The organism is Paraburkholderia sp. 22098 (genome assembly GCF_052045935.1).
Lineage (GTDB): Bacteria > Pseudomonadota > Gammaproteobacteria > Burkholderiales > Burkholderiaceae > Paraburkholderia > Paraburkholderia caledonica.
Map to the genome: position 1 here is coordinate 234,576 of NZ_JBQEPV010000002.1, position 21,060 is coordinate 255,635.

General features: G+C 63.5%; 18 protein-coding genes. 14 read left to right on the forward strand and 4 right to left on the reverse strand.

What is annotated here, in order from left to right; genetic code table 11:
- The first annotated feature begins 31 nt into the window (after nt 1-31).
- Nucleotides 32-925, forward strand: coding sequence for a LysR family transcriptional regulator ArgP (locus ACTJLB_RS04485; protein WP_440782598.1), 894 nt, complete (start codon nt 32-34; stop codon nt 923-925).
- A gap of 110 nt (nt 926-1,035) precedes the next feature.
- On the opposite strand, the gene ACTJLB_RS04490 is transcribed toward ACTJLB_RS04485, so the two are convergent.
- Both ACTJLB_RS04490 and ACTJLB_RS04495 read right to left on the reverse strand, forming a co-directional pair.
- Nucleotides 1,036-2,292 carry an MFS transporter gene (locus ACTJLB_RS04490; protein WP_020069893.1) on the reverse strand — a complete coding sequence of 419 codons (1,257 nt, stop codon included), beginning with the start codon at nt 2,290-2,292 and terminating at the stop codon, nt 1,036-1,038.
- The gene (locus ACTJLB_RS04495; RefSeq protein WP_087753151.1) at nt 2,289-3,272 is read right to left on the reverse strand and encodes a PRC-barrel domain-containing protein; all 984 of its coding nucleotides are present in this window, start codon (nt 3,270-3,272) and stop codon (nt 2,289-2,291) included. The genes ACTJLB_RS04490 and ACTJLB_RS04495 overlap by 4 nt, the downstream gene beginning before the upstream one ends.
- A gap of 464 nt (nt 3,273-3,736) precedes the next feature.
- Between ACTJLB_RS04495 and ACTJLB_RS04500 the strand changes: the two genes are divergently transcribed.
- The 3 genes from ACTJLB_RS04500 (at nt 3,737) to ACTJLB_RS04510 (ending at nt 6,661) form a co-directional block, all read left to right on the forward strand.
- Entirely contained in the window at nt 3,737-5,119 is a 1,383-nt protein-coding gene (locus tag ACTJLB_RS04500; RefSeq protein ID WP_204521072.1) for an NCS2 family permease, read from the forward strand.
- 251 nt (nt 5,120-5,370) lie between these two features.
- Complete coding sequence (locus tag ACTJLB_RS04505; protein WP_020069890.1) at nt 5,371-5,796, forward strand: ArsR/SmtB family transcription factor; 426 nt, start codon at nt 5,371-5,373, stop codon at nt 5,794-5,796.
- A gap of 91 nt (nt 5,797-5,887) precedes the next feature.
- Nucleotides 5,888-6,661, forward strand: coding sequence for a DUF899 domain-containing protein (locus tag ACTJLB_RS04510; RefSeq protein WP_440782599.1), 774 nt, complete (start codon nt 5,888-5,890; stop codon nt 6,659-6,661).
- A gap of 34 nt (nt 6,662-6,695) precedes the next feature.
- On the opposite strand, the gene ACTJLB_RS04515 is transcribed toward ACTJLB_RS04510, so the two are convergent.
- Nucleotides 6,696-6,878, reverse strand: coding sequence for a hypothetical protein (locus tag ACTJLB_RS04515; protein WP_020069888.1), 183 nt, complete (start codon nt 6,876-6,878; stop codon nt 6,696-6,698).
- A gap of 129 nt (nt 6,879-7,007) precedes the next feature.
- On the reverse strand, nt 7,008-7,919 hold the full coding sequence (locus ACTJLB_RS04520; RefSeq protein ID WP_440782600.1) for an NAD-dependent epimerase/dehydratase family protein: 912 nt from the start codon (nt 7,917-7,919) through the stop codon (nt 7,008-7,010).
- Nucleotides 7,920-8,036: 117 nt separating this feature from the next.
- Between ACTJLB_RS04520 and ACTJLB_RS04525 the strand changes: the two genes are divergently transcribed.
- The 10 genes from ACTJLB_RS04525 (at nt 8,037) to ACTJLB_RS04570 (ending at nt 21,057) form a co-directional block, all read left to right on the forward strand.
- Nucleotides 8,037-8,957, forward strand: a complete 921-nt coding sequence (locus ACTJLB_RS04525) for a LysR family transcriptional regulator (RefSeq protein ID WP_088175116.1) — start codon at nt 8,037-8,039, stop codon at nt 8,955-8,957.
- Nucleotides 8,958-9,300: 343 nt separating this feature from the next.
- A complete protein-coding gene (gene hutH, locus ACTJLB_RS04530; protein WP_020069885.1) occupies nt 9,301-10,824 on the forward strand; it encodes a histidine ammonia-lyase in 1,524 nt (507 codons plus the stop codon).
- A gap of 103 nt (nt 10,825-10,927) precedes the next feature.
- Complete coding sequence (gene hutC / locus ACTJLB_RS04535) at nt 10,928-11,623, forward strand: histidine utilization repressor (RefSeq protein WP_087753145.1); 696 nt, start codon at nt 10,928-10,930, stop codon at nt 11,621-11,623.
- A 64-nt stretch (nt 11,624-11,687) separates the two neighbouring features.
- Nucleotides 11,688-13,376, forward strand: coding sequence for a urocanate hydratase (gene hutU / locus ACTJLB_RS04540; protein WP_087753144.1), 1,689 nt, complete (start codon nt 11,688-11,690; stop codon nt 13,374-13,376).
- Nucleotides 13,377-13,378: 2 nt separating this feature from the next.
- Complete coding sequence (locus tag ACTJLB_RS04545; RefSeq protein ID WP_440782601.1) at nt 13,379-14,059, forward strand: HutD/Ves family protein; 681 nt, start codon at nt 13,379-13,381, stop codon at nt 14,057-14,059.
- Between the two features lie 84 nt (nt 14,060-14,143).
- On the forward strand, nt 14,144-15,373 hold the full coding sequence (hutI, locus tag ACTJLB_RS04550) for an imidazolonepropionase (RefSeq protein ID WP_440782602.1): 1,230 nt from the start codon (nt 14,144-14,146) through the stop codon (nt 15,371-15,373).
- A gap of 15 nt (nt 15,374-15,388) precedes the next feature.
- On the forward strand, nt 15,389-16,786 hold the full coding sequence (locus ACTJLB_RS04555; protein ID WP_440782603.1) for a formimidoylglutamate deiminase: 1,398 nt from the start codon (nt 15,389-15,391) through the stop codon (nt 16,784-16,786).
- 66 nt (nt 16,787-16,852) lie between these two features.
- Complete coding sequence (gene hutG / locus ACTJLB_RS04560; protein ID WP_440782604.1) at nt 16,853-17,665, forward strand: N-formylglutamate deformylase; 813 nt, start codon at nt 16,853-16,855, stop codon at nt 17,663-17,665.
- A gap of 775 nt (nt 17,666-18,440) precedes the next feature.
- Nucleotides 18,441-19,106: a hypothetical protein gene (locus ACTJLB_RS04565; protein WP_020069878.1), complete on the forward strand. Its 666-nt coding sequence runs from the start codon at nt 18,441-18,443 to the stop codon at nt 19,104-19,106.
- 31 nt (nt 19,107-19,137) lie between these two features.
- On the forward strand, nt 19,138-21,057 hold the full coding sequence (locus ACTJLB_RS04570) for a DUF3857 domain-containing transglutaminase family protein (protein ID WP_440782605.1): 1,920 nt from the start codon (nt 19,138-19,140) through the stop codon (nt 21,055-21,057).
- Nucleotides 21,058-21,060 lie beyond the last annotated feature (3 nt).

Here is a 21,060-nt window from a genome sequence, read left to right on the forward strand (position 1 = left end):
TAATTTAGCTAACGCTGATTAAGGAACGCTAATGCTCGACTATGCGTTGCTCGACGCGCTCGCGGCCGTCGTGCGTCATGGTTCTTTCGACCGCGCAGCGAGTGAACTGAACGTCACGCCTTCGGCGGTATCGCAGCGGGTGAAGCTGCTCGAGGAGCGAGTGGGCAGTGTGCTCGTCAAGCGCGGTCAGCCGTGTGTCGCGACAACTTCTGGCGCGTTGCTGTGCCGTCATACCGAACGCGTGCAACTGCTGGAAGCGGAATTGACCGGTCGCGTGCCCGCGCTGCCGGGCGGTCTGGTCGAAGCATGGCCGACGCTGCGCGTGGCGGTGAACGACGACAGCGTCGGCACCTGGTTCATCGACGCAGTTGCGCCGTTTTGCGCCGAGCGTCAAATGCTGCTCGATCTGGTGATTGACGATCAGGATCACACCGCGCAGCGGATTCGGGACGGCAGCGTGCAGGGCGCGGTGACCACTCAGGCGGAGCCGGTGCAAGGGTGCCGCTCGACGCGTCTTGGGCGCATGCGCTATCTCGCGGTCTGCTCGCCGACATTTCTAGCGCGTCATTTCGCGGACGGCGTCACGCGCGACAGTTTGCGGCGCACGCCGTGCGTGGACTTCAATCCGAAAGACCAGTTGCAAAAACGCTTCATGCGCCGCATCACGCGAGCGGAGGTCGATCCGCCATTGCACTGGATTCCGCATGTCGCCGGCTTTCTGCGCGCGTGCGTGACGGGTCTCGGCTGGGGCATGTGTCCCGAGCGCATGATCGCGTCGCTCTTGGCGAGCGGTGAACTCGTGGACATGGCGCCAGGCAAGCATATCGACGTCGATCTCTACTGGCAGAGCTGGCGCCTGTCGATTGGCTGGCTGGACGACTTCAGCGCGGTGTTGCGCATGCGCGCGGCTGAGTTTCTGGATTGAGCGGCGTCGCCGCAACGGCCCGGCATGCGTCGCGCGGCGCACGGGCCGACTGAATCGGGAGTCCGGTTCAGCCTGCGGTGCAACAGCGCCGCAGGCTGAACCATCGCGACTTACCTGACCGCCGACCCGCCGCCGTCCGCCACTGGCGCGCTGTCTTCTGCCGCTGCCGCATCGCGCGTCTCCGGCATCGCCGCCCACACCAGCAAGACTGCCAGCGCACCCGCGGCGGCGAGTCCAAAAAACGCGACCGCATTGCCGAAGTGATCGGCGATGAATCCGGCCGCGGTCGTACTCAACGTCGCGCCGATACCCGCAGCGAGCCCGAACAGGCCAATGCAGAGGTTGTAGCGGCCCTTGCCGCCGGCCACATCGGCGGCGATCAGAGGCAGCATCACACCGAACACGGCCGCGCTCAAACCGTCGAGCATCTGCACGGGCACGAGGAGGTATGGGCTGCTGATTCCGGCGAACAGCAGCGCGCGGATCGGCAACGCCGAAAAGCCCAGCAGCAGGATAGGCCGGCGTCCCCAACGCTCGGCGGATCGGCCGACCCACGGGGACATCATTGCGACGATCGCCTGCGGCACGATGATGCACGCGGCGATCACGAGTTGCACGTTGTCGCCCATGCCGGCTGTCACTTCGCCGGCGGCGAGATTGAGCATCGCGGCATTGGACAGATGGAACAACACAATGCAGGCAGCGAACAGCAGCATGCGCCGGTCGCGCAGCAACTCGCGCAGGCTTTCGCGGCGCTCGGTCTCTTGCGGCGTCGGCGCGGCTTTCGGCAACTGGATCGTGTCCGTGCGCTGGATCATCGCCAATGCGAACAGCGCGGGCACTGCGAGCCCCGCAGTCAGCCAGAACACCGCGCGCGGCGAATAGTATTCGCCGAATACGCCCATGAGGCCGGCCGCAACCGCGCTGCCGATCGACGCCCAGCGCGCATTGCGCCCGAGCCGGTCGCCGAGATTCGCACGTCCGACGAGCGCAAACGAAATCGCCGCCAGTGCCGGCGTCAGCATGCAGCTGGCGAAGCCGTGAAAGACCTCGGCGGCGATCACCGGCAGCACAGTCGGACTGGTTGCCAGCAACACCGCGCTCAGGATGATCGCGAAGATCGCCCAGGCGGCCGCGCCTTTCTTGTTGCGCAACGCGTCGACGGCGGCGCCGCCTGGCACCTGACTCACCATTGCGCTGATCGTGCCGACCGACAACGCCATGCCGATCTCGCCCTGCGTCCACTTGTGCGACGCGAGATAGGACGCGATGAACGGTCCAAAACCCGTCTGCACATTGGCGACGAAGAAGTTCAGCCAATCGAGCGCGCGCAGACTTCGCGCAGTAACCAGAGTGCGGCCTGTCATCGGACCGCCCGTGCGTTGGAAGCGGCCGTGGCGGTCGGCCCGGACGCGGGCGCGGCAGCGGCAGCGGGCGCCGGCTGGGCGGGCGGCGCGGGCGGCGCGGGTGATACCGCGCGGATCGGCTTGTCGTTCGCGTAGGGCGGCGTCGCGTTGATCTGCGCATCGCTCAAATCGATTTGCGGATGCAGTTCCTTGTCTTTCGCGACGAATCGCAGCGCCGACCAGTTCGCCGCAATCGTGCGCCGCTCAGTGCTGACCATGCCGTTGACGTCCAGCACGACTGCCTGCGGCTGCGCATTGGCGTCGATCAGCACGTCGATCACGCGGCCCACTTTCGCGCCGTTCGAGCGTTCGACGGTCGCGTCGATCACCGGCAACTGCATCGCGGCATTCGCTTTCGCCGGATTCACCGGAGTCGCCGACGGATTCAGCGTGATCGGCGCGGCTTTCGCGGTCGGCGTGAAGCGGAATGCGTTCCACGCGAAATTGACCTTCCGATCGCCGACCCCGAGGAAACCTTGCAGATTCACCACGACTTCGCGCGGCTTGCCGCTCGCGTCCGCAATCATGTCGATTGCTCGCCCGACCACCTTGCCGTCCGGTTTCTGCACCTCGCTGTCGAGCAACGTATGCGCGTCGTTGCGCTCGATCGTGCGCAGCACGATCAGCGGCGGGGGCGGCGGCGGTGGAGGCGGCGCAGCGACGACGGGCGGCGGCGGCTCGACTTTGTGCGGCTTGACGACCGGCTTCTTCGGCTTCTTCGGCTGCTCGGGTTCGGCGGCTTCGGTCTCGACCGGCTCGGGCGCGGAAGCGGCCACCGGCGCGCTTGCGGCTTCGACCGGCATGACCGTGGCTTCGACGATCGGCGCCTGCTGCGTTCCCCACAGCAGGCTGCTGCAGCCGGACAGTGCAAGAAGCGCCAGCAGCGCGAACGCCGCGAGGATCGTATGACGCCAGGCAGGAAGCGAAAAGCCGCCACTCATCAGGAAGAACTCCATGGACCGGGTGCGGCTGTAGAGCGCCGCGATTAAACAGTACGGCCCAGAGTTTAACCCGCGACGTCGAGCGGTCCGCTTTTGAGGGCCATGTGAGGGGATGCCGCAAGCACGCTTCATGCCGCGCCGCATATGACCGTCACGCGCAGCGGGCATCTCGCAGCGTCCATCAAGCTCTCAAAACGCTTTCATATGTGGACGAGATAGCGTGACGAGCCGTAGGTGTTAACGCGCGGATCGCACATGCGCTTTGCCGTCGCTTGGACGATATAACTGTCGCGACATGCCCGGCATGCCATTCATGCGATGGGCGATATATTTGGGTTGGCCTACATTTCGAGACAGAAACGGGACACGAAGCGCCCGAAGCACATTAAACAACGCAAAGAGACGAACCTGATGACGGCCACTTCGACGGCCGTTTCAGCATGCTGATAAAGGAGGCACTCATCATGATGGAACCCCACGCCCAGCCGCTTTCCGAAGCCGGCGCCGAGTCATTCGACACCAAGGGCTTTCTCGACCGCTACTTCGAAATCTCCTCGCGCGGCAGTTCGCAGCGCCAGGAGATCGTCGCGGGCATCACGACCTTCCTCGCGATGGTCTATTCCGTGTTCGTCGTGCCGGGCATGTTCGGCAAAGCGGGCTTCGACACGAGCGCGGTGTTCGTGGCCGTGTGTCTCACGACCGCGTTCGGCTCGTTGCTGATGGGTGTGTGGGCGCGCCTGCCGATCGCGATCGGCTGCGCCATTTCGCTGACCGCGTTCACGGCGTTCGGCCTCGTGCTCGGCAAGGGCTTGCATCCGACAGTCGCGCTCGGCGCGGTATTTCTGATGGGTGTCGTGTTCACCGCGATCTCGGTGACGGGCGTGCGTTCGTGGATTCTGCGCAATCTGCCCACGGGCATCGCGCATGGCACGGGCATCGGCATCGGGCTGTTCCTGTTGCTGATCGCCGCCAACGACGTCGGGCTCGTCGTGAAGAATCCGGGCGCCGGTTTGCCGGTCTCGCTCGGCAATATCACCGCACTGCCTGCGCTGATGTCGGTCGCGGGGCTCGCCGCGATCTTCGGGCTCGTGCGCCGCCGCGTGCCCGGCTCGATCCTGATCGTGATCATTGGCATTTCGGCCATTGCGCTGCTCGTCGATCCGGCCGTGTCGTTTCATGGCATTTTCGCCGTGCCGTCGCTGAGCGCGCCGGGGCACGAGTCGCTGATCGGTGCGATGGACATTAAGGGCGCGCTGTCGATGGCAGTGTTGCCCAGCGTGCTCGCTCTCGTGATGACCGCTGTGTTCGACGCCACCGGGACGATCCGCGCGGTCGCGGGCCAGGCGGGCCAGCTCGATGAAAACGGCCGCATCATCAACGGTGGCCGTGCGCTCACGGCCGACTCGGTCAGTTCGATTTTCTCCGGCCTGCTCGGCGGCGCGCCAGCCGCGGCATACATTGAATCGACGGTCGGCGTGGCGGCCGGCGCGAAGACCGGCATGGCGGCAGCAGTGGTCGGCCTGCTGTTTCTCGGTGTGATGTTCTTCTCGCCGCTCGCGAGCCTCGTGCCGTCATACGCGACAGCGCCCGCGCTGATGTATGTCGGGCTGCTGATGCTGTCCAACGTCAGCAAGCTGCATATGGACGACATGGTCGACGCGATGTCGGGTCTCATGTGCGCGGTATTTATCGTGCTGACCGCGAATATCGTGACCGGCATCATGCTCGGTTTCGCAACGCTCGTGATCGGCCGCGTGGTGAGCGGCGAATACCGCAAGCTGAACGTGGGCACGGTGGCGATTGCGATTGTGCTGGTCGGCTTCTATCTCGGCGGATGGGCGATCTGATTCGCTCGGGACGTCGCGGCGCAGCCGCGGCACGCTGAATTATTTGCTGTAACGCGAGCACGGCGGAGTATCCCGGCGTGCCGCGGTCTGGACCGTAGTCGGTTGTTCTCCCTGACGCGGCACGTCGCAATGTTCGATCTGCGACGTGCCGCGTTTCTTTTTGCTCTGTGCGGGCGCTCGTTTTCTGCGTACTCCGGAGAAACTGCGTACCTGTTCTTGACATTCGCGAGTTCGTTTCTAAACTTAACCTCATGGTTAAGTTTAATGAGGCATTGCTCGATCGCACCTTTGCGGCGTTGTCGGACCCCACGCGGCGTGCGCTGCTCGCGCGTTTGTCCGAAACCGAACTGTCGGTGAGTGAGCTTGCCGAGCCGTTCGCCATGTCCTTGCCGGCGGTGATGAAGCACCTCGACGTTCTCGCGGGGGCCGGCCTCATCACACGTAGCAAGAACGGCCGCACGGTCGCGTGCCGGCTTTGCGCCGGACCGATGGAAGAAGCCATGGCGTGGCTCGGCCGCTACGAGCGCTTCTGGGCGAAATCGCTCGATCGTCTGGCCGCTTTCGTCGAAGAAGACGAAGCGCCGCGCGCGTCGAAGCCAGCCCGCCGTGTCGCTGCACTGTCTACACCGGGGCCGCGCAGATCTTCGCCGTCGCGTGGAAAGCGGCGCGGCTCGTGACGCGCAGACCGGTCTGCCGTGCGCGAGTCGTCGATGAGTTGCACATGCCGCGTATTTACATGCCGTGTACGTCATTGTGAAGGAGCCGCAGATGGAACCGATGCAAACACCAAAGCAATCGCAGCAAGACCCGCAGCACCGGGTCGGCTCGCGGCAGGAATGGCTGGAGGCGAGCAGGGCGCTGCTGGTGGAAGAAAAAGCGCACATGCGCGCCGGTGACGAACTCGCCCGCAAGCGCCGCGAACTACCGTGGGTGAAGGTGGATAAAACGTATGTGTTCGATACGCCGCAGGGACGCAAGACACTTGCCGATCTCTTCGACGGGCGCAGTCAGTTGATCGTTTATCACTTCATGCTTGGCCCGGATTGGGAGGAGGGTTGTGTTGGCTGTTCGTTCCTGTCGGATCACATGACCGGGATCGTCACGCATCTGGAACATCATGATGTTTCGTACGTGACCATCTCGCATGCGCCGCTCGCCAGGATCGAAGCGTTTAGAAAACGCATGGGCTGGACGTTCCCGTGGGTGTCGTCCGACGGAAGCGATTTCAATTTCGACTATCACGTGTCGTTCACGCCCGAACAACTGGCGAGCAAGAAGGCCTTCTATAACTTCGTCGAGCAGGACGTCGGCATCGACGAACTACACGGCCATAGCGTCTTCTATAAAGACGTGAACGGCGACGTTTATCACACGTATTCCTGCTATGGCCGCGGCGACGAGCGGTTCATCAACACATACGCGCATCTGGACGTCACGCCGAAAGGGCGCAATGAAAAGAGCAGTCTTATCGATTGGGTCAAGCACCACGACCGCTATGAAGAGAAAGAGGCGCACGGCGGCGGTTGTGCCGCTTGTGGTTAGTGAATTGCAAGAGGAGGAATGGAGCGCCGCGTGCCTACAGCGCCATGTCGAACGCGGGCTTGAGAAACAGTTCGATCGCCATTACGGCGAGACCCATTAAAGCTGCTGACAGCGTCAATGTGCCGTATTCGTCGTAGCGTGCATCGTAAAGGCACGCCACGACGAACAGGATCGCCAGCAGGTTGGTCAGCCAGTCGAAATTCAACGCCAAGGTCATCGATCAAATCCGGGCTCGTGTGCGGCTCGAGCATCGAGCCGCGCGGGTCAGATGAGCAGGATTCTATCGAGCCGAGCTTACGGATTCGCAACGCCGGCGCTTACACAAATTACGACGAAAACCGCGGACCTACGCCGCCGGGCCGGACATCATGTCGTGCTCGATCCAGTCGATCACCGACGTGCGTTTAGGCTGCCAGCCCAACAGCTTGCGTGCGCGCTCGCCGCGTACGCGGCTATTCGAGCCGAGCCCGTACGAAGCCATTTCGTAGCCCCATTCCTTTTGCGCTTCTTCGAGCGGCCAGTCTTGCGGCTCGCCGAGCTTCATCGCGCGCGCGATGGCCGCGCTCATTTCGCGGAACGACGCTTCGCCGCTTTCGACGAAGTAGAACGTGCCGGCCGGGCTCTTTTCCAGCGCGAGACGATAAAGCTCGGCGACGTCGTCGATATGCACGTTCGACCATGTATTGCCGCCGCTGCCGACGTGTCGCACGACGCCGCTCTTTTGAGCCTGTCGCACGAGGCGCGGCAACTGCACGCTTGCGCTGCCCGCTACCGCACCGTGGCCATAGATCAGCGTATTGCACAGCACCGCCGAGCGGATGTTCTGTTGCGCGGCTTCGAAGACCCGGCGGTCGATCGCGACGCGCGCGGCCTTGTCGGCGGTCGGCTCCGGCAGAGCGTCTTCGTGATAGATGCGCGCTTCGGCCGCTTCGCCGCCCGATGCGTCGCCGACGATGCTTGAACCGCTCGTGTGCAGGAACGGTTTGCCGGAGCCCGAGAGTCCTTCGATCAGCGCGCTCACCGCGCCTTCGTGATCGCTGCTGGCGGCGTTGATGACAGCGTCGGCGGCTTGCGCCTCGGCAATCAGCAACGCGCGGTCGTCGAGCGTGCCGATAACCGGCTCGATGCCGAGCCGTTTCAGTTCGTCGCGATGTTCGGGTTTGCGAATCAGACCGCGCACATGATGACCGGCGCGCACGAGATGCGCCGCAATGGAACCGCCGATAAAACCGCCCGCGCCTGTAATGAATATCTTCAAGACCTTCTCCTGAGTGGAAATCTGAGTGGAAATCTGATGACAGGCAAGCAGTATCCGCCGTCTTCATTCGCGCAAAAAGCGTGTTAGTCTCAAATCAATCTTGACTGTGAATCAACAATGAAAACATCCACCGACGAGTTGCTGGTGTTCGTCAGCGTGATCGACAGCGGCTCGATCACGGCGGCTGCGGAAAAGCTCGGGCAGACCGTGTCAGGCGCGAGTCGCGCCCTCACTCGCCTCGAAAAGAAGCTGGACACGGCGCTGGTGAGGCGCACGACACGCCGTCTGCAATTGACCGAAGAGGGCGAAGGCTTCCTGCAGCGCGCCCGCGCGATTCTCGACGCGATGGAAGAAGCCGAGGAGTCCGTCACGCGCAAGCGCCGCAGGCCTTCGGGGCGCTTGCGCGTCGACGCGGCGTCGCCGTTCATGCTTCACTGCATTGCGCCGCATATGACGGCGTTTTCCGAGCTGTATCCCGAGATCCGCCTGGAGTTGACCAGCAACGAGCGGATCGTCGATCTGCTGGAGCAGAAGGTGGATATCGCCATCCGGATCGGCGCGTTGCAGGACTCCACGCTGCATGCTCGCGCACTCGGCAGCAGCAAACTGCGCGTGGTCGCGAGTCCCGCGTATCTGGCCGAGCACGGCGAGCCCAGATCGGTCGATGCTTTGGCCGAGCATCGGTTGATCGGATTTACGGCGCCGGAGCATCTGAACCGCTGGCCGTTGCGCGAGCGAAGCACAGGCAAGGGGAAGGGGAACCGCAACGCCAACGCAGAGCCGTTCAGAATCGAGCCGTCGATCACCGCATCGAGCGGCGAGACCTTACGGCAACTCGCGCTGTCGGGCTGGGGTATCGCGTGCCTCGCTGAATTCATGATAGCCGCCGATATCCGCGACGCCCGCCTCGTGCCCATTCTCGGCAATGTGCTACTCGACGAGCGCCAGCCAGTCAGCGCGGTGTATTACCAGAGCGCGTCGCTCGCGGGGCGCGTGCAATGTTTCCTGGATTTCATGGCGGCACGCGTGCAGTTGTAGCGCTGCATCCGGAGTCACCCGTTGTCGAAGGAAGCCCGCGGCTCGCATGAGTTGGCGGGCTTCCTTGCGTTATGGGGTGGTTTTTCCAGCGCTGCTCATCGATGTCGGGAAGGTTTTTGTCCGTGTGGCGGTCAGTATATTGGACGTGTATATACAAGTTGGCCGTTGGTGAAGGCAGCGGCTTCGGTCCGCGCTGGCGGCGCGAGCCCATCAAGGAACGCCTTACGTTGCGGTGCAGACGGCCTTAGTGGAAAGCCCTGGTCCCGAAAGCATTAAAAACAAGTTGTATATACAAGACGGCGCGGCTAGACTTCTCTCAAATTGTATAGACAGGACAACAACCATGATGACTCTGAAGCCCGGCCACCTGACTCTCCCGCAACTGCGCCAGATCGCGCGGGAACATGTGCCGCTGCGACTCGATCCCGCAAGCCACGCGGCTATCGACGCATGTGCGAAAGCGGTAGCGGACATCGCCGCGAAGGGCGAACCCGCCTATGGCATCAACACGGGCTTTGGGCGTCTCGCGAGCACGCATATCCCGCATGACCAGCTCGAACTGCTGCAACGCAATCTCGTGTTGTCGCACGCGGTCGGGGTAGGCGAGCCGATGTCGCGCCCGGTCGTGCGTCTGTTGATTGCGTTGAAGTTGTCGAGCCTCGGGCGCGGCCATTCCGGCATCCGCCGCGAAGTCATGGAAGCGCTGATCACGCTGTATAACGCCGACGTGCTGCCAGTGATTCCGGTGAAGGGTTCCGTGGGCGCATCGGGCGACCTCGCGCCGCTCGCGCATATGTCGGCGGTTCTGCTCGGCGTAGGCGAGGTCTTCGCGAAAGGCGAACGTCTGCCGGCCACCGAAGGTCTCTCGCTCGTCGGTCTGAAGCCGCTCACCTTGCAAGCGAAGGAAGGCCTCGCGCTGCTGAACGGCACGCAGGCGTCGACTGCGCTCGCGCTTTACAACATGTTCGCGATCGAGGACCTGTATCGCACCGCGCTGGTAGCGGGCGCGTTGTCGGTCGATGCGGCGGCCGGTTCGGTCAAGCCGTTCGACGCGCGCATTCACGAGTTGCGCGGACATCAAGGCCAGATCGACGCGGCATCGGCATATCGCTCACTGCTGCAAGGTTCGGGCATCAACGTGTCGCACGCCGATTGCGACAAGGTTCAGGACCCGTACAGCCTGCGCTGCCAGCCGCAAGTCATGGGCGCGTGTCTCGACCAGATGCGTCACGCCGCCGACGTGCTGCTGCTCGAAGCCAATGCCGTGTCCGACAATCCGCTGATTTTCCCGGATACCGGCGAAGTGCTGTCTGGCGGCAACTTCCACGCGGAGCCGGTTGCGTTCGCCGCGGATAACCTCGCGCTCGCCGCCGCGGAAATCGGCGCATTGGCCGAACGCCGCATCGCGTTGCTGATCGACGCGACGCTGTCGGGCCTGCCGCCGTTCCTCGTACGCGATGGCGGCGTGAACTCGGGCTTCATGATCGCCCACGTGACGGCTGCCGCGTTGGCATCGGAAAACAAGACGCTCGCGCATCCTGCTTCCGTCGATTCGCTACCCACCTCCGCGAACCAGGAAGATCACGTTTCGATGGCCACCTTCGCTGCGCGCAAGCTCGGCGACATCGCCGAAAACACGGCCAATATTCTGTCGATCGAATTGCTTGCCGCCGCGCAAGGTGTGGATCTGCGCGCGCCGCACAAGACGAGCCCGAGTTTGCAGAAAGTGATGGACGTGGTGCGCAAGGACGTCGCGCATTACGAACTGGATCACTACTTCGCGCCGGACATCGCGGCCGTTACGCGTCTCGTGCAGAACGGCACGATCGCGAAGCTGAGCCCGTTTTCCTTCGTGTCCGAACAGTAAGCGAATTCGTGTGGGGTGACGCGCAATGAGGCGCCGCTCAGCATTCCTGAGCGGCACTCAGCGCCCCTAGGCGCCCCGACCGGACCATGAGACACAGCAGCCAATGAACGCACCCGCATATCAGGGCATCAAGGACTTCATCCTCGCGCGCATTCACGCGGGCGAATGGGGCGAAGGCGATCAGGTGCCCTCCGAAAACGAGCTTGCACGCGAATTCAACGTCGCTCGCATGACGGTGAACCGCGCGCTGCGCGAGTTGACCTCGGAGCAGGTGCTGACGCGTGTGCAAGGCTCGGGCACGTTTGTGGCCCGTCCCAAGTACGAATCGACGCTGGTGGCGATCCGCAGTATTTCCGACGAAATCGTCGCGCGCGGTCATCGTTATCAGGCGAAGGTGCTGCACATTGGCGCGAGCATCGCCGACGCGGCGCTCGCCGAAGAAATGCAGGTAAGCGCGGGTAGTCCGATATTTTATTCGCGCGTGCTTCATTTCGAAAATGACGAGCCGGTGCAGCTTGAAGAGCGCTGGGTCAATCCGGCTGTCGCGCCCGAATACGCGTTGCAGGATTTCACGAACACCACGCCGAACCAGTATCTCGTGCGGGTCGCGCCGTTGCAGCGCGTCGAATATCGCATCGAGGCATTGGCGGCGGACGGCGATACCCGCGAGCTGTTGACCATGGACGAACTGGAGCCTTGCCTCGTGCTGCATCGGCGAACGTGGTCGCAAAGCCAGGTCGCTTCGATCGCGAATCTGTGGCATCCGGGCAGCCGTTACCGTTTCACCGGACATTTCTGATTTTCGCTTTCCCTGATTCTTCCCTGACATATCCCGATCATCTTCAGGCATTCCGAGGGCCACCATGAACAACCCGAAACACATCGACCCGCGTCTCGACCCCACCCGCACGATCCGTGCGCCGCGCGGTGCTGAGAAGACCTGCAAGACCTGGATCGCGGAAGCCGCGTACCGGATGATCCAGAATAACCTGGATCCCGAAGTAGCCGAGCATCCTCACGCGCTCGTGGTGTATGGCGGCATCGGCCGTGCGGCGCGCAACTGGGATTGCTTCGACCAGATCCTTACTTCGCTCAAGGACCTGAACGAAGACGAGACGCTGCTGATTCAATCGGGCAAGCCGGTCGGCGTTTTCCGCACCCATGCAGACGCGCCGCGCGTGCTGCTCGCGAATTCGAATCTGGTCCCGCACTGGGCGACATGGGAGCATTTCCACGAGCTCGATCGCAAGGGCCTGATGATGTACGGCCAGATGACGGCGGGCAGCTGGATCTACATCGGTAGCCAGGGCATCGTGCAGGGCACGTACGAAACGTTCTTCTCGGTGGCCAACCAGCATTTCAACGGCGATCCGGCGGGCCGCTGGATCCTGACGGGCGGTCTGGGCGGCATGGGCGGCGCGCAGCCGCTCGCCGCGACCATGGCCGGCTTTTCGATGATCGCAGTGGAATGCGACGAGACGCGCATCGACTTCCGTTTGAAGACGCGTTACGTGGACAAGAAAGCGAAGACACTCGACGAAGCACTCGCCATGCTCGAAGAAGCGAAGCAGGCGGGCAAGGCAGTGTCTATCGGTTTGCTCGGCAACGCCGCCGACGTGTTTGCCGAGTGCGTGACGCGCGGCATCACACCGGACTGCGTGACGGATCAGACGAGCGCGCACGATCCGATTCACGGCTACCTTCCTCAAGGCTGGAAGGTCGAAGACTGGCGCGAGCGTCAGAAGACCGCGCCGGATTCAATCGTCGTGCCGGCGAAAGAGTCTATGGCCAGGCAGGTGCAAGCCATGCTGACGCTACAGGAACGCGGTGCCGCCACGCTCGATTACGGCAACAACATTCGTCAGATGGCGCTCGAAATGGGCGTGAAGAACGCCTTCGATTTCCCGGGCTTCGTGCCGGCGTACATCCGCCCGCTCTTTTGCGAAGGCAAGGGACCGTTCCGCTGGGTCGCACTGTCGGGCGATCCCGAGGACATCTACAAGACGGACGCTAAGGTCAAGGAACTCATTCCCGACGATCCGCACCTGCACAACTGGCTCGACATGGCGCGCGAGCGCATCGCGTTCCAGGGATTGCCGGCGCGTATCTGCTGGGTCGGCGTGAAGGATCGTTACCGTCTCGGCCAGGCGTTCAACGAAATGGTGAAGAACGGCGAACTGAAGGCGCCGATCGTGATTGGCCGCGATCACCTCGATACCGGTTCGGTGGCGAGCCCGAATCGCGAAACGGAATCGATGAAAGACGGCTCGGACGCAGTCAGCGACTGGCCGTTGCTCAACGCGTTGCTGAATACGGCAGGCGGCGCGTCGTGGGTGTCGCTGCATCATGGCGGCGGTGTCGGCATGGGCTTCAGCCAGCATTCGGGCGTCGTGATCGTCGCGGACGGCACGGACGCCGCGAAAGAACGTTTGGGCCGCGTGTTGTTCAACGACCCGGCGACGGGCGTGATGCGTCACGCGGACGCGGGCTATGAACTCGCGCAGCAAACCGCGCGCGAGGCGGGCCTCAATCTGCCGATGCTGGGCCGCTGAGCATGACGTTTGCGGGCAGCACAGGCGCTGTGGAAAGCGGCTCCGCGCGCGGCGTTACATTGATCCGCGGTGCGGAGCTCGTAGCCGTACCGTGGAAAAACGGCGGCGGGCTCACACGCGAAGTAGCGGCGTTTCCTGCGGATGCGGGGCTCGACACGTTCGTGTGGCGCGTGAGCGTGGCGGATGTCGCGCAAGCGGGGCCGTTCTCACGATTCGCGGGCATCGATCGCACGCTCGTGTTGTTGTCTGGCGCGGGCATGTTGCTCGATGAGACCCAACCGGACGACACGGTGAAGACTCACGCGTTGACCCGGCCGCTCGATATCGCGCGCTTCAGTGGCGAGACGGCGATCGACGCGCGGCTTGTCGACGGTGCGACGCGCGACTTCAATCTGATGGTGCGTCGCGATTCGGCGCAGGGCGAACTAGAAGTGTGGCGCGCGGCCCCGCACGAGGCGCAGCCCGAACGAAGTTTGTCCGCCGACGTCGTGCTGCTTTACTGCGCGAATGGGCCGCTCGCCGTCACATTGGGCAATGCACACGATGATGCAAACCGTAATGCGCCCCCGCAGTGGCTGCAAACTGGCGACGCGTTGCGCATCGACACGCCGAGCGAGTTGCCATGCAACCTGGAAGGCACGGGTGCGCTGCTCGCAATCAGCATCCGCTACACGCAACGATGACCATGGTTCGCGCGTGCGTGACGTAGCACGGCAGCGCATGCGCGGGGACCTCCTTACACACGCAACGAGCTGCAAGAGCACGCGATGAAGCAAACCGTCTGGCATCAACTGAACTTGTGCCCTCAGGGCGATCCCGAACACACGCTGCGCGATGCCGCGATCGCGGTTGAGAACGGCAACATCGTGTGGCTCGGCGCGGCCGCCGGTTTGCCCGCGGAATACGCAGATTGGCCGCGCGAAAATCTGCATGGCGCGTGGGTGACGCCGGGGCTCGTCGATTGCCACACGCATCTCGTGTACGGCGGGCAGCGTGCCGATGAATTCGCGCAACGCCTCGCGGGCGTCAGCTATGAAGAGATCGCGCGGCAGGGCGGCGGCATCGTGTCCACGGTGCGCGCGACGCGTGCCGCGACCGAAGACGAGTTGTTCCGGCAATCGGCCGCGCGACTCGAACCGTTGCTGGCCGAAGGCGTGACGGCGGTCGAAATCAAATCCGGTTACGGACTGGATCTGGACAGCGAACGCAAGATGTTACGCGTCGCGCGCCAGCTGGGCGAACGTTATCCGGTGACGGTCTACACCACGTTCCTCGGCGCGCACGCATTGCCGCCCGAATTCGCAGGCCGTGCCGACGCGTATATCGGCGAAGTCTGCAACACCATGCTTCCCGCGCTCGCAGACGAAGGTCTGGTCGACGCGGTCGATGTGTTTTGCGAGCGCATCGGCTTTTCGCTCGAACAGAGCGAGCGCGTGTTCAATGCCGCCGCGCGCTACAAACTGCCGGTGAAAATGCACGCGGAGCAGTTGTCCAACGGCGGCGGCACGGCCCTCGCGGCGCGTCATCGGGCGCTGTCCGCGGATCACCTGGAGTTTCTCGACGAAGCCGGCGTCGCGGCAATGAAAGAAGCCGGCACGGTGGCCGTGTTGCTGCCGGGCGCGTACTACTTCATTCGCGAGACGCAGCTGCCGCCGCTCGATCTGCTCCGGCGTTACGAGGTGCCGATTGCAATTTCCACCGACAGCAATCCCGGCACTTCACCCACCACCTCGTTGCTGCTGATGATGAACATGGCGAGCACGCTGTTCCGCATGACCGTGCCTGAAGTACTGAAGGGCGTGACGTCGCATGCGGCGCGCGCGCTCGGCAAGGCGGACCGGCACGGCTCGCTCGAAGTGGGCCGCGCGGCCGACTTCGCGGTATGGTCGGTCGATTCACTCGCGGAATTGGCTTACTGGATAGGGCGTCCGTTGTGCGCGCGGGTCGTGCGCGCGGGCGAGACTGTTTATCGTCCTTTTACACGCGATGCGAACTGAGCCGGGACCTGAGAGATGACACAAGCAAAACAATCGCTATTCGCGGAGCACGCGTACCTGCCGGGCGGCTGGCGCCGGGACGTACTGCTGGAATGGGACGTCGACGGAAACCTGACGACGGTCGAGCCCGACACACGCGACGTGCCTGCGTCAGTGGCCAGAGCGGCGGGTCCGGTAATGCCTGGCATGCCGAATCTTCATTCGCATGCGTTCCAGCGCGCAATGGCCGGCCTGACCGAATATCGTGGCTCATCGGCTACAGGCGCCACCGACAACTTCTGGAGCTGGCGCGATCTGATGTATCGCTTTGCGGCGCGTATCTCACCCGAGGGGCTGGCCAGCGTCGCACAATGGCTCTACATCGAAATGCTGAAGGCGGGCTACACGTCGGTGTGCGAGTTCCATTACGTGCATCACACACCGGACGGCGGCCGGTATGGCAACCCGGCGGAACTCGCGCAACGCGTGGTGGATGCAGCATCGGCGAGCGGCATAGGCATGACGATGTTGCCGGTGCTGTATCAATACAGCGGCTTTGGCGCGCGCGCGCCGCGCGACGACCAGCGGCGCTTCATCAATACGCCCGGCAGCCTGCTCGAACTGCTCGGCGCATTGCGCGCCGCGCGGCCTGAAAATGCGGCACTGCGCTACGGTGTAGCGCCGCACTCGTTGCGCGCCGTCTCCGAGCAATCGTTGCGCGAACTGCTCGGCGGGCTGGACGGCAGTGCGCCGGTTCACATCCATATCGCCGAACAGACTGCCGAAGTCGACGCGTGCGTGGAAACCGAGGGCGCGCGTCCGGTCCAATGGCTGCTGGACCGTTTCGACGTCGACAGCCGGTGGTGCCTCGTGCACGCCACGCATGTCGATGCCAACGAGACGCTTGCGCTCGCGAGGAGCGGCGCGGTGGCCGGTTTGTGCCTGACCACCGAAGCGAATCTCGGCGACGGCCTTTTCCCCGCGCAAGAATATCTCGACGCGAAAGGGCGCATCGGCGTCGGCTCGGACAGTCATATCGGCGTGGACTGGCGCGCGGAATTGCGTCTGCTCGAATACGGACAGCGTTTGACGCGCCGGCAGCGCAACGTGCTCGCGTCCGCGCAAACGCCGTATGTGGCAGACCGTCTTTTCGATGCGGCGCTCGAAGGCGGCGCGCAGGCAACGGGCCGCGCGACAGGCGCATTGCAAGTGGGTCATCGCGCGGACTGGCTGGTGCTCGACCCGAATCATGCGAGCATTGCCGAGCATGCGCCGAGCGCGTGGCTCTCGGGCGTTGTATTCTGCGAGCACGGCGAGACGCCCATCCGCGATGTGTACGCAGGCGGCGACAAGGTGGTCGACAATCGCCGGCATCGCGACGAAGAGGGCGCTTCCGCGCGCTATCGCGTGGCGCTCGCCGACCTGCTGAAATGACGTAAAGCAGCGCATCGTGCATTACGTGGCTGCGTCACTGCAAAGATCCTGCGAAAGAGAACTGACATGACTGCTTCGAATACTCCGCCGGTTTTCACGCTGCATCAAGGAAGCCTGCCGTTGCTGATCTCGATCCCGCATGTAGGCACCGAAATCCCCGCCGGCATCGCCGCGACGATGACGCCCGTAGCGTTTCGCACCGACGATTGCGACTGGCATCTCGACCGGCTCTATGCGTTCGCGAAACGCATGGGCGCGTCGATTCTCATGCCCACTTACGCGCGCTATGTGATCGACCTGAACCGTCCGCCCGACGGAGCGAACCTCTATCCGGGCCAGGACACAACGGGACTCCTGCCCGTCGATACCTTCGACAAGGAGCCGTTGTACCTGGAAGGCCATCTGCCGGACGAGGCCGAAGTGGCCCGCCGTCGCGACGCTTACTGGGTGCCGTATCACGACGCCCTGGCGGGCGAACTTGCCGCGCTCAAAGCTCGCCATGGCAAGGTGCTGCTATGGGAGGCGCATTCGATCCGCTCGCATGTACCGCGCTTCTTTGACGGACGCTTGCCGGACTTCAATTTCGGCACCTCGAACGGTGCAAGCGCGGTGGCGGGTTTGGGCGAGGAACTGGCGGCTGTCGTCGAGCGACATGGCGGCTACTCGGCTGTCGCTAATGGGCGCTTCAAGGGCGGCTTCATCACGCGGCATTACGGCCAGCCTTCGCAAGGGGTGCACGCGGTGCAGTTGGAGTTGTCCCAGATCACCTATATGCAGGAACAGCCGCCGTACGCGTACGACGAAGCGCTTGCAGCGAAGGTCGAGCCGCTGCTCGAGCAACTGGTCGCAACGGCATCGGAGCGCGTCAAGGCGGGTTGACCGCGGCGTCTCACTTGCAGGCCTGCTGTTTTACCCTACTTCATCCATCATTTCCACGCGGTTCGCGGAGTTGCGCTTAAGCCTCGCGCAGCTTCCCCGCGTCGGCCCAGACCGCGAAGGTGTAACAGCGTGTGTCCGCGATTGCGCGCCGCGCCTTTCGCGCACAACGTATGGCGTTATGGCGTCCGCATCTGACGAATCACTTTACGCCGCGCGAATCCGTCGATAAAAAAAGCCCCGCAAGTAGCGGGGCTTTGCGATGCGCGCGACGCGTGCGATGCGAGGCGTTCGCGGCGGCCGTCGTGTCCCTCGATGTGAGGGCAACGATTAGCGGCAGTGGCGTTCCCAGTGATGATGCACGCGCACCTTATGGCACACCTGGTGGTGGTGATGCTCATAAGCTTGTGCGGGAGCGATTGCGCTGAGAGCAGCGGCGGCTGCGGCAATGGCCAGAACAATTTTCTTCATTACAAAACCCTTAATCAATGTTGGGAAACTCGCGGTGCAGCACGACCTATGCCGCACGGTTTGCAAGCATGCCACATCGGCGCGCGCGGAGCAGGAACGTCGTCCCGATGCAACGTGTCGAACAGCGCGGCGAAGGTAAAACGGCTACGTGCATTGACATTGAGCGATGCAAGCCGGGTCGATTCACGGCTCGTGTGCGATCGCGTGCGCCGCTTGCCAGTGAGGCCGTGCAACGGCTACCCTTTCAAAACGATGACGCTCGCAATGGCGTCGTCTTTACATCGGGCAAAAGATGGAAGACCCAGCGATGGAAGATTCCGACGAATTGCTGCTCCCGGTCTGGCGCGCGAATCTCGTGCTGTTGACGCGCGAGGTCGGCGCGGCCAGTCGTCTCGCACGCATGATGACTTTCTCCGCGAGCTACCTGAAGTTGATGTTGTCCGGCCAGCGCGAATTCAGCGAGGAGTTCGTACGTGGCATAGAAGCGGTGACGGGTCTGCCGAATGGCTGGATGAACACGCCGCATACCGAAGCCGAGATCCCGCCCAACGCGCGCGAGGCGATCGACAATGAACAGCCCCTCGCGCGGTTTCGCGGCACCGCGCATCCCGTGCGGAAGAAGACGGTGCTGCGTCCGCCTGAACCGATTTTCGGCCAGGCGTCGCCTGCCAGACGCATCGAAGACGAAAGCATCGACGCCGAAGCGCATCGACGCCAGGCGTATTTTCGCAAGGTCCGTGAACTCGCGGTGCAGGAGGTTCGGCGTTTCGAGCGGCACATCGTGCATGCGCCGGTTGAACTCGCGTCGTTGCGATCGAGAGTGGAAGACGTGATCGCCGCCGCGGATGCGGACGATCCGATCCAGGCCGATCTTGCGGGGCGGCTCGAGCAGATCGAGAAACATCGGCATCTGCTGCTCAGGCATGTCGAGAGATTGCAGGCTCTGCTCGGCCAACTCGGTGAAGGCGATTGATGATTGATTGGCGGCGCGGGGAACATTGTTGATGATGCGCTACCGGGCGTGCCTGCACATCGCCGCCGCGCTTGCCTTGTGCGCGGCGGCCGCTACCGCTTTTGCCGCAGACACGCGATCGGACCCATCCGGCGACGACCGTGCGCCTTACACGACTGAGCGCGACGTCCATCTCTTCACGATCCAGAAAGACGGTTCTATCGAGGAACACGACGACAGCGTGCTGCGCGCGAACACGACGAGCGGCGTGGACGACATCGCACAACGCTATGTGTGGTTCAACAAGGACATCGAGCAGGTGCAACTGCTCGCGGCCGAGACGATCGACGCCGACGGCGCGACGCACGCGGTTGGTCCAGAAGCGATCCGCGATATTCAGGAGCCGCGCTCGGCGGGCGCGCCGAGCTTTCAGGACGGCGTGTTGCGCACGGTGATTTTTCCCGGCGTCGAGCCCGGTTCGCGCGTGCATCTCACGTTTCGCAAGACGCGCGCGAAGCCGTTGCAGGCGGGTACCTTCGCCTACCTCGTAGAGCCGACGAGCGAACCCGTCGAGGAACAGCGCCTGATCTTCGATCTTCCCGCCGACGTGCCGCTCTACGCCGACGCGCGTGGCTATACCGCGTTGCCGCCGGTCACGGCGAACGGCCGCACACGCTACGAATTCGACTACCGGCACGGACCGTATGCGCGGCTCGAAGCGGGCGCCGTCGGCTACGCGAATTGGGGCGATCGTCTGATGGTGTCGACCGTGCCCGACTTCGCGAGCTTCGCCGCACGTTACCGCGGACCCGCGGCCGACGCCACCTTCAACGATCCGTCCATCGTGCAGCTTGCACAGTCGCTCACCGCGCGTACCGCCGATCCCCGCGAGAAGGCGCACATCCTTTACGACTGGGTACGCATGAATATCCGCTACGTCGCACTTTTTCTGGGCGAGACGGCGGCGATTCCGCACAAGGCGGCTGACATCCTGCGTAACCGTTATGGCGACTGCAAGGATCACGTCGCGCTTTACAGCGCGTTGCTGGCCGCCGTCGGCATCCGCAGCGAGGCCGTCCTGCTCAATCTCGGGCCGTACTACAGCTTGCCGGACGTGCCGGGCTATGGCGCGAGCGCGATCAATCATGCGATCGTCTGGATTCCTGATCTTTCGCTGTACGCGGACACGACGGCGGGCGGCGTGGGCTTCGGTTATCTGCCGGCGGCGGCGATGGACAGACCGGTGCTGCTGGTCGGCGAGGGCGTGCTATCGCGCACGCCGGCCACTCAGGTGCGCGAGCGGCGCGCGCGCGTGCAGATCGACGTCGACGAAAACGGCACTGCCGACTACGCGTACCGGGTCGAAGACGCGGGCTTTACTGCGGAGATCGAACGCAATGTCTTTCGACGCGCTTCGCGTCAGCGCACGCAACAGATTGCCGCCAACCGTCTGTTGCAGACCGGCCTGCATGGCACCGCGCAGTTACGTACCGGCGAAGTTGCGGTGACCGACGGGCCGTTCGCGACGTGGGTGCAGGGCAAGGTCGAGCATTTCGTATGGACCGACGGCACCACGGCCATGCCGACGCTCACGAGCTTCTCAGGCGGCATGGGCTCGCAGGTGCAGGCGTGGCTCGCGGAGCCGGTGCGCACGCAGCCGTGGGCATGCATCGGCGGAGACTTCGACGAGACACTGGAAATCACGCTGCCGCGCTTCGCCAACGTGACCGATATGCCCGCCGACACCGACGTGCAGAACCGGCTTCTGACTTTTTCGTCGCGCTATGTGTTCGACCGCGAGGCACGCGTGCTGCAGATCAGGCGCCAACTGCACGCCGCCTTCGGACACCAGATGTGCTCCCCCGCGGAGTTTGCCCAGATCAAAGACGATCTTGTGCGGATCGAGCGCGACCTTGACGCGCAAATCGTCGTCAAGGCCGCGAAGCTTGCGGGGGCCGCAAACGCGAAGTAGCGC

What these genes read in the sequence shown, in the direction of transcription:
- ACTJLB_RS04485 (WP_440782598.1), top strand. Translation starts at nt 32, where the DNA reads ATGCTCGACTATGCGTTGCTCGACGCGCTCGCGGCCGTCGTGCGTCAT.
- ACTJLB_RS04490 (WP_020069893.1), bottom strand. Translation starts at nt 2,292, where the DNA reads ATGACAGGCCGCACTCTGGTTACTGCGCGAAGTCTGCGCGCGCTCGAT.
- ACTJLB_RS04495 (WP_087753151.1), bottom strand. Translation starts at nt 3,272, where the DNA reads ATGAGTGGCGGCTTTTCGCTTCCTGCCTGGCGTCATACGATCCTCGCG.
- ACTJLB_RS04500 (WP_204521072.1), top strand. Translation starts at nt 3,737, where the DNA reads ATGATGGAACCCCACGCCCAGCCGCTTTCCGAAGCCGGCGCCGAGTCA.
- ACTJLB_RS04505 (WP_020069890.1), top strand. Translation starts at nt 5,371, where the DNA reads ATGGTTAAGTTTAATGAGGCATTGCTCGATCGCACCTTTGCGGCGTTG.
- ACTJLB_RS04510 (WP_440782599.1), top strand. Translation starts at nt 5,888, where the DNA reads ATGGAACCGATGCAAACACCAAAGCAATCGCAGCAAGACCCGCAGCAC.
- ACTJLB_RS04515 (WP_020069888.1), bottom strand. Translation starts at nt 6,878, where the DNA reads ATGACCTTGGCGTTGAATTTCGACTGGCTGACCAACCTGCTGGCGATC.
- ACTJLB_RS04525 (WP_088175116.1), top strand. Translation starts at nt 8,037, where the DNA reads ATGAAAACATCCACCGACGAGTTGCTGGTGTTCGTCAGCGTGATCGAC.
- hutH (WP_020069885.1), top strand. Translation starts at nt 9,301, where the DNA reads ATGATGACTCTGAAGCCCGGCCACCTGACTCTCCCGCAACTGCGCCAG.
- hutC (WP_087753145.1), top strand. Translation starts at nt 10,928, where the DNA reads ATGAACGCACCCGCATATCAGGGCATCAAGGACTTCATCCTCGCGCGC.
- hutU (WP_087753144.1), top strand. Translation starts at nt 11,688, where the DNA reads ATGAACAACCCGAAACACATCGACCCGCGTCTCGACCCCACCCGCACG.
- ACTJLB_RS04545 (WP_440782601.1), top strand. Translation starts at nt 13,379, where the DNA reads ATGACGTTTGCGGGCAGCACAGGCGCTGTGGAAAGCGGCTCCGCGCGC.
- hutI (WP_440782602.1), top strand. Translation starts at nt 14,144, where the DNA reads ATGAAGCAAACCGTCTGGCATCAACTGAACTTGTGCCCTCAGGGCGAT.
- ACTJLB_RS04555 (WP_440782603.1), top strand. Translation starts at nt 15,389, where the DNA reads ATGACACAAGCAAAACAATCGCTATTCGCGGAGCACGCGTACCTGCCG.
- hutG (WP_440782604.1), top strand. Translation starts at nt 16,853, where the DNA reads ATGACTGCTTCGAATACTCCGCCGGTTTTCACGCTGCATCAAGGAAGC.
- ACTJLB_RS04565 (WP_020069878.1), top strand. Translation starts at nt 18,441, where the DNA reads ATGGAAGATTCCGACGAATTGCTGCTCCCGGTCTGGCGCGCGAATCTC.
- ACTJLB_RS04570 (WP_440782605.1), top strand. Translation starts at nt 19,138, where the DNA reads ATGATGCGCTACCGGGCGTGCCTGCACATCGCCGCCGCGCTTGCCTTG.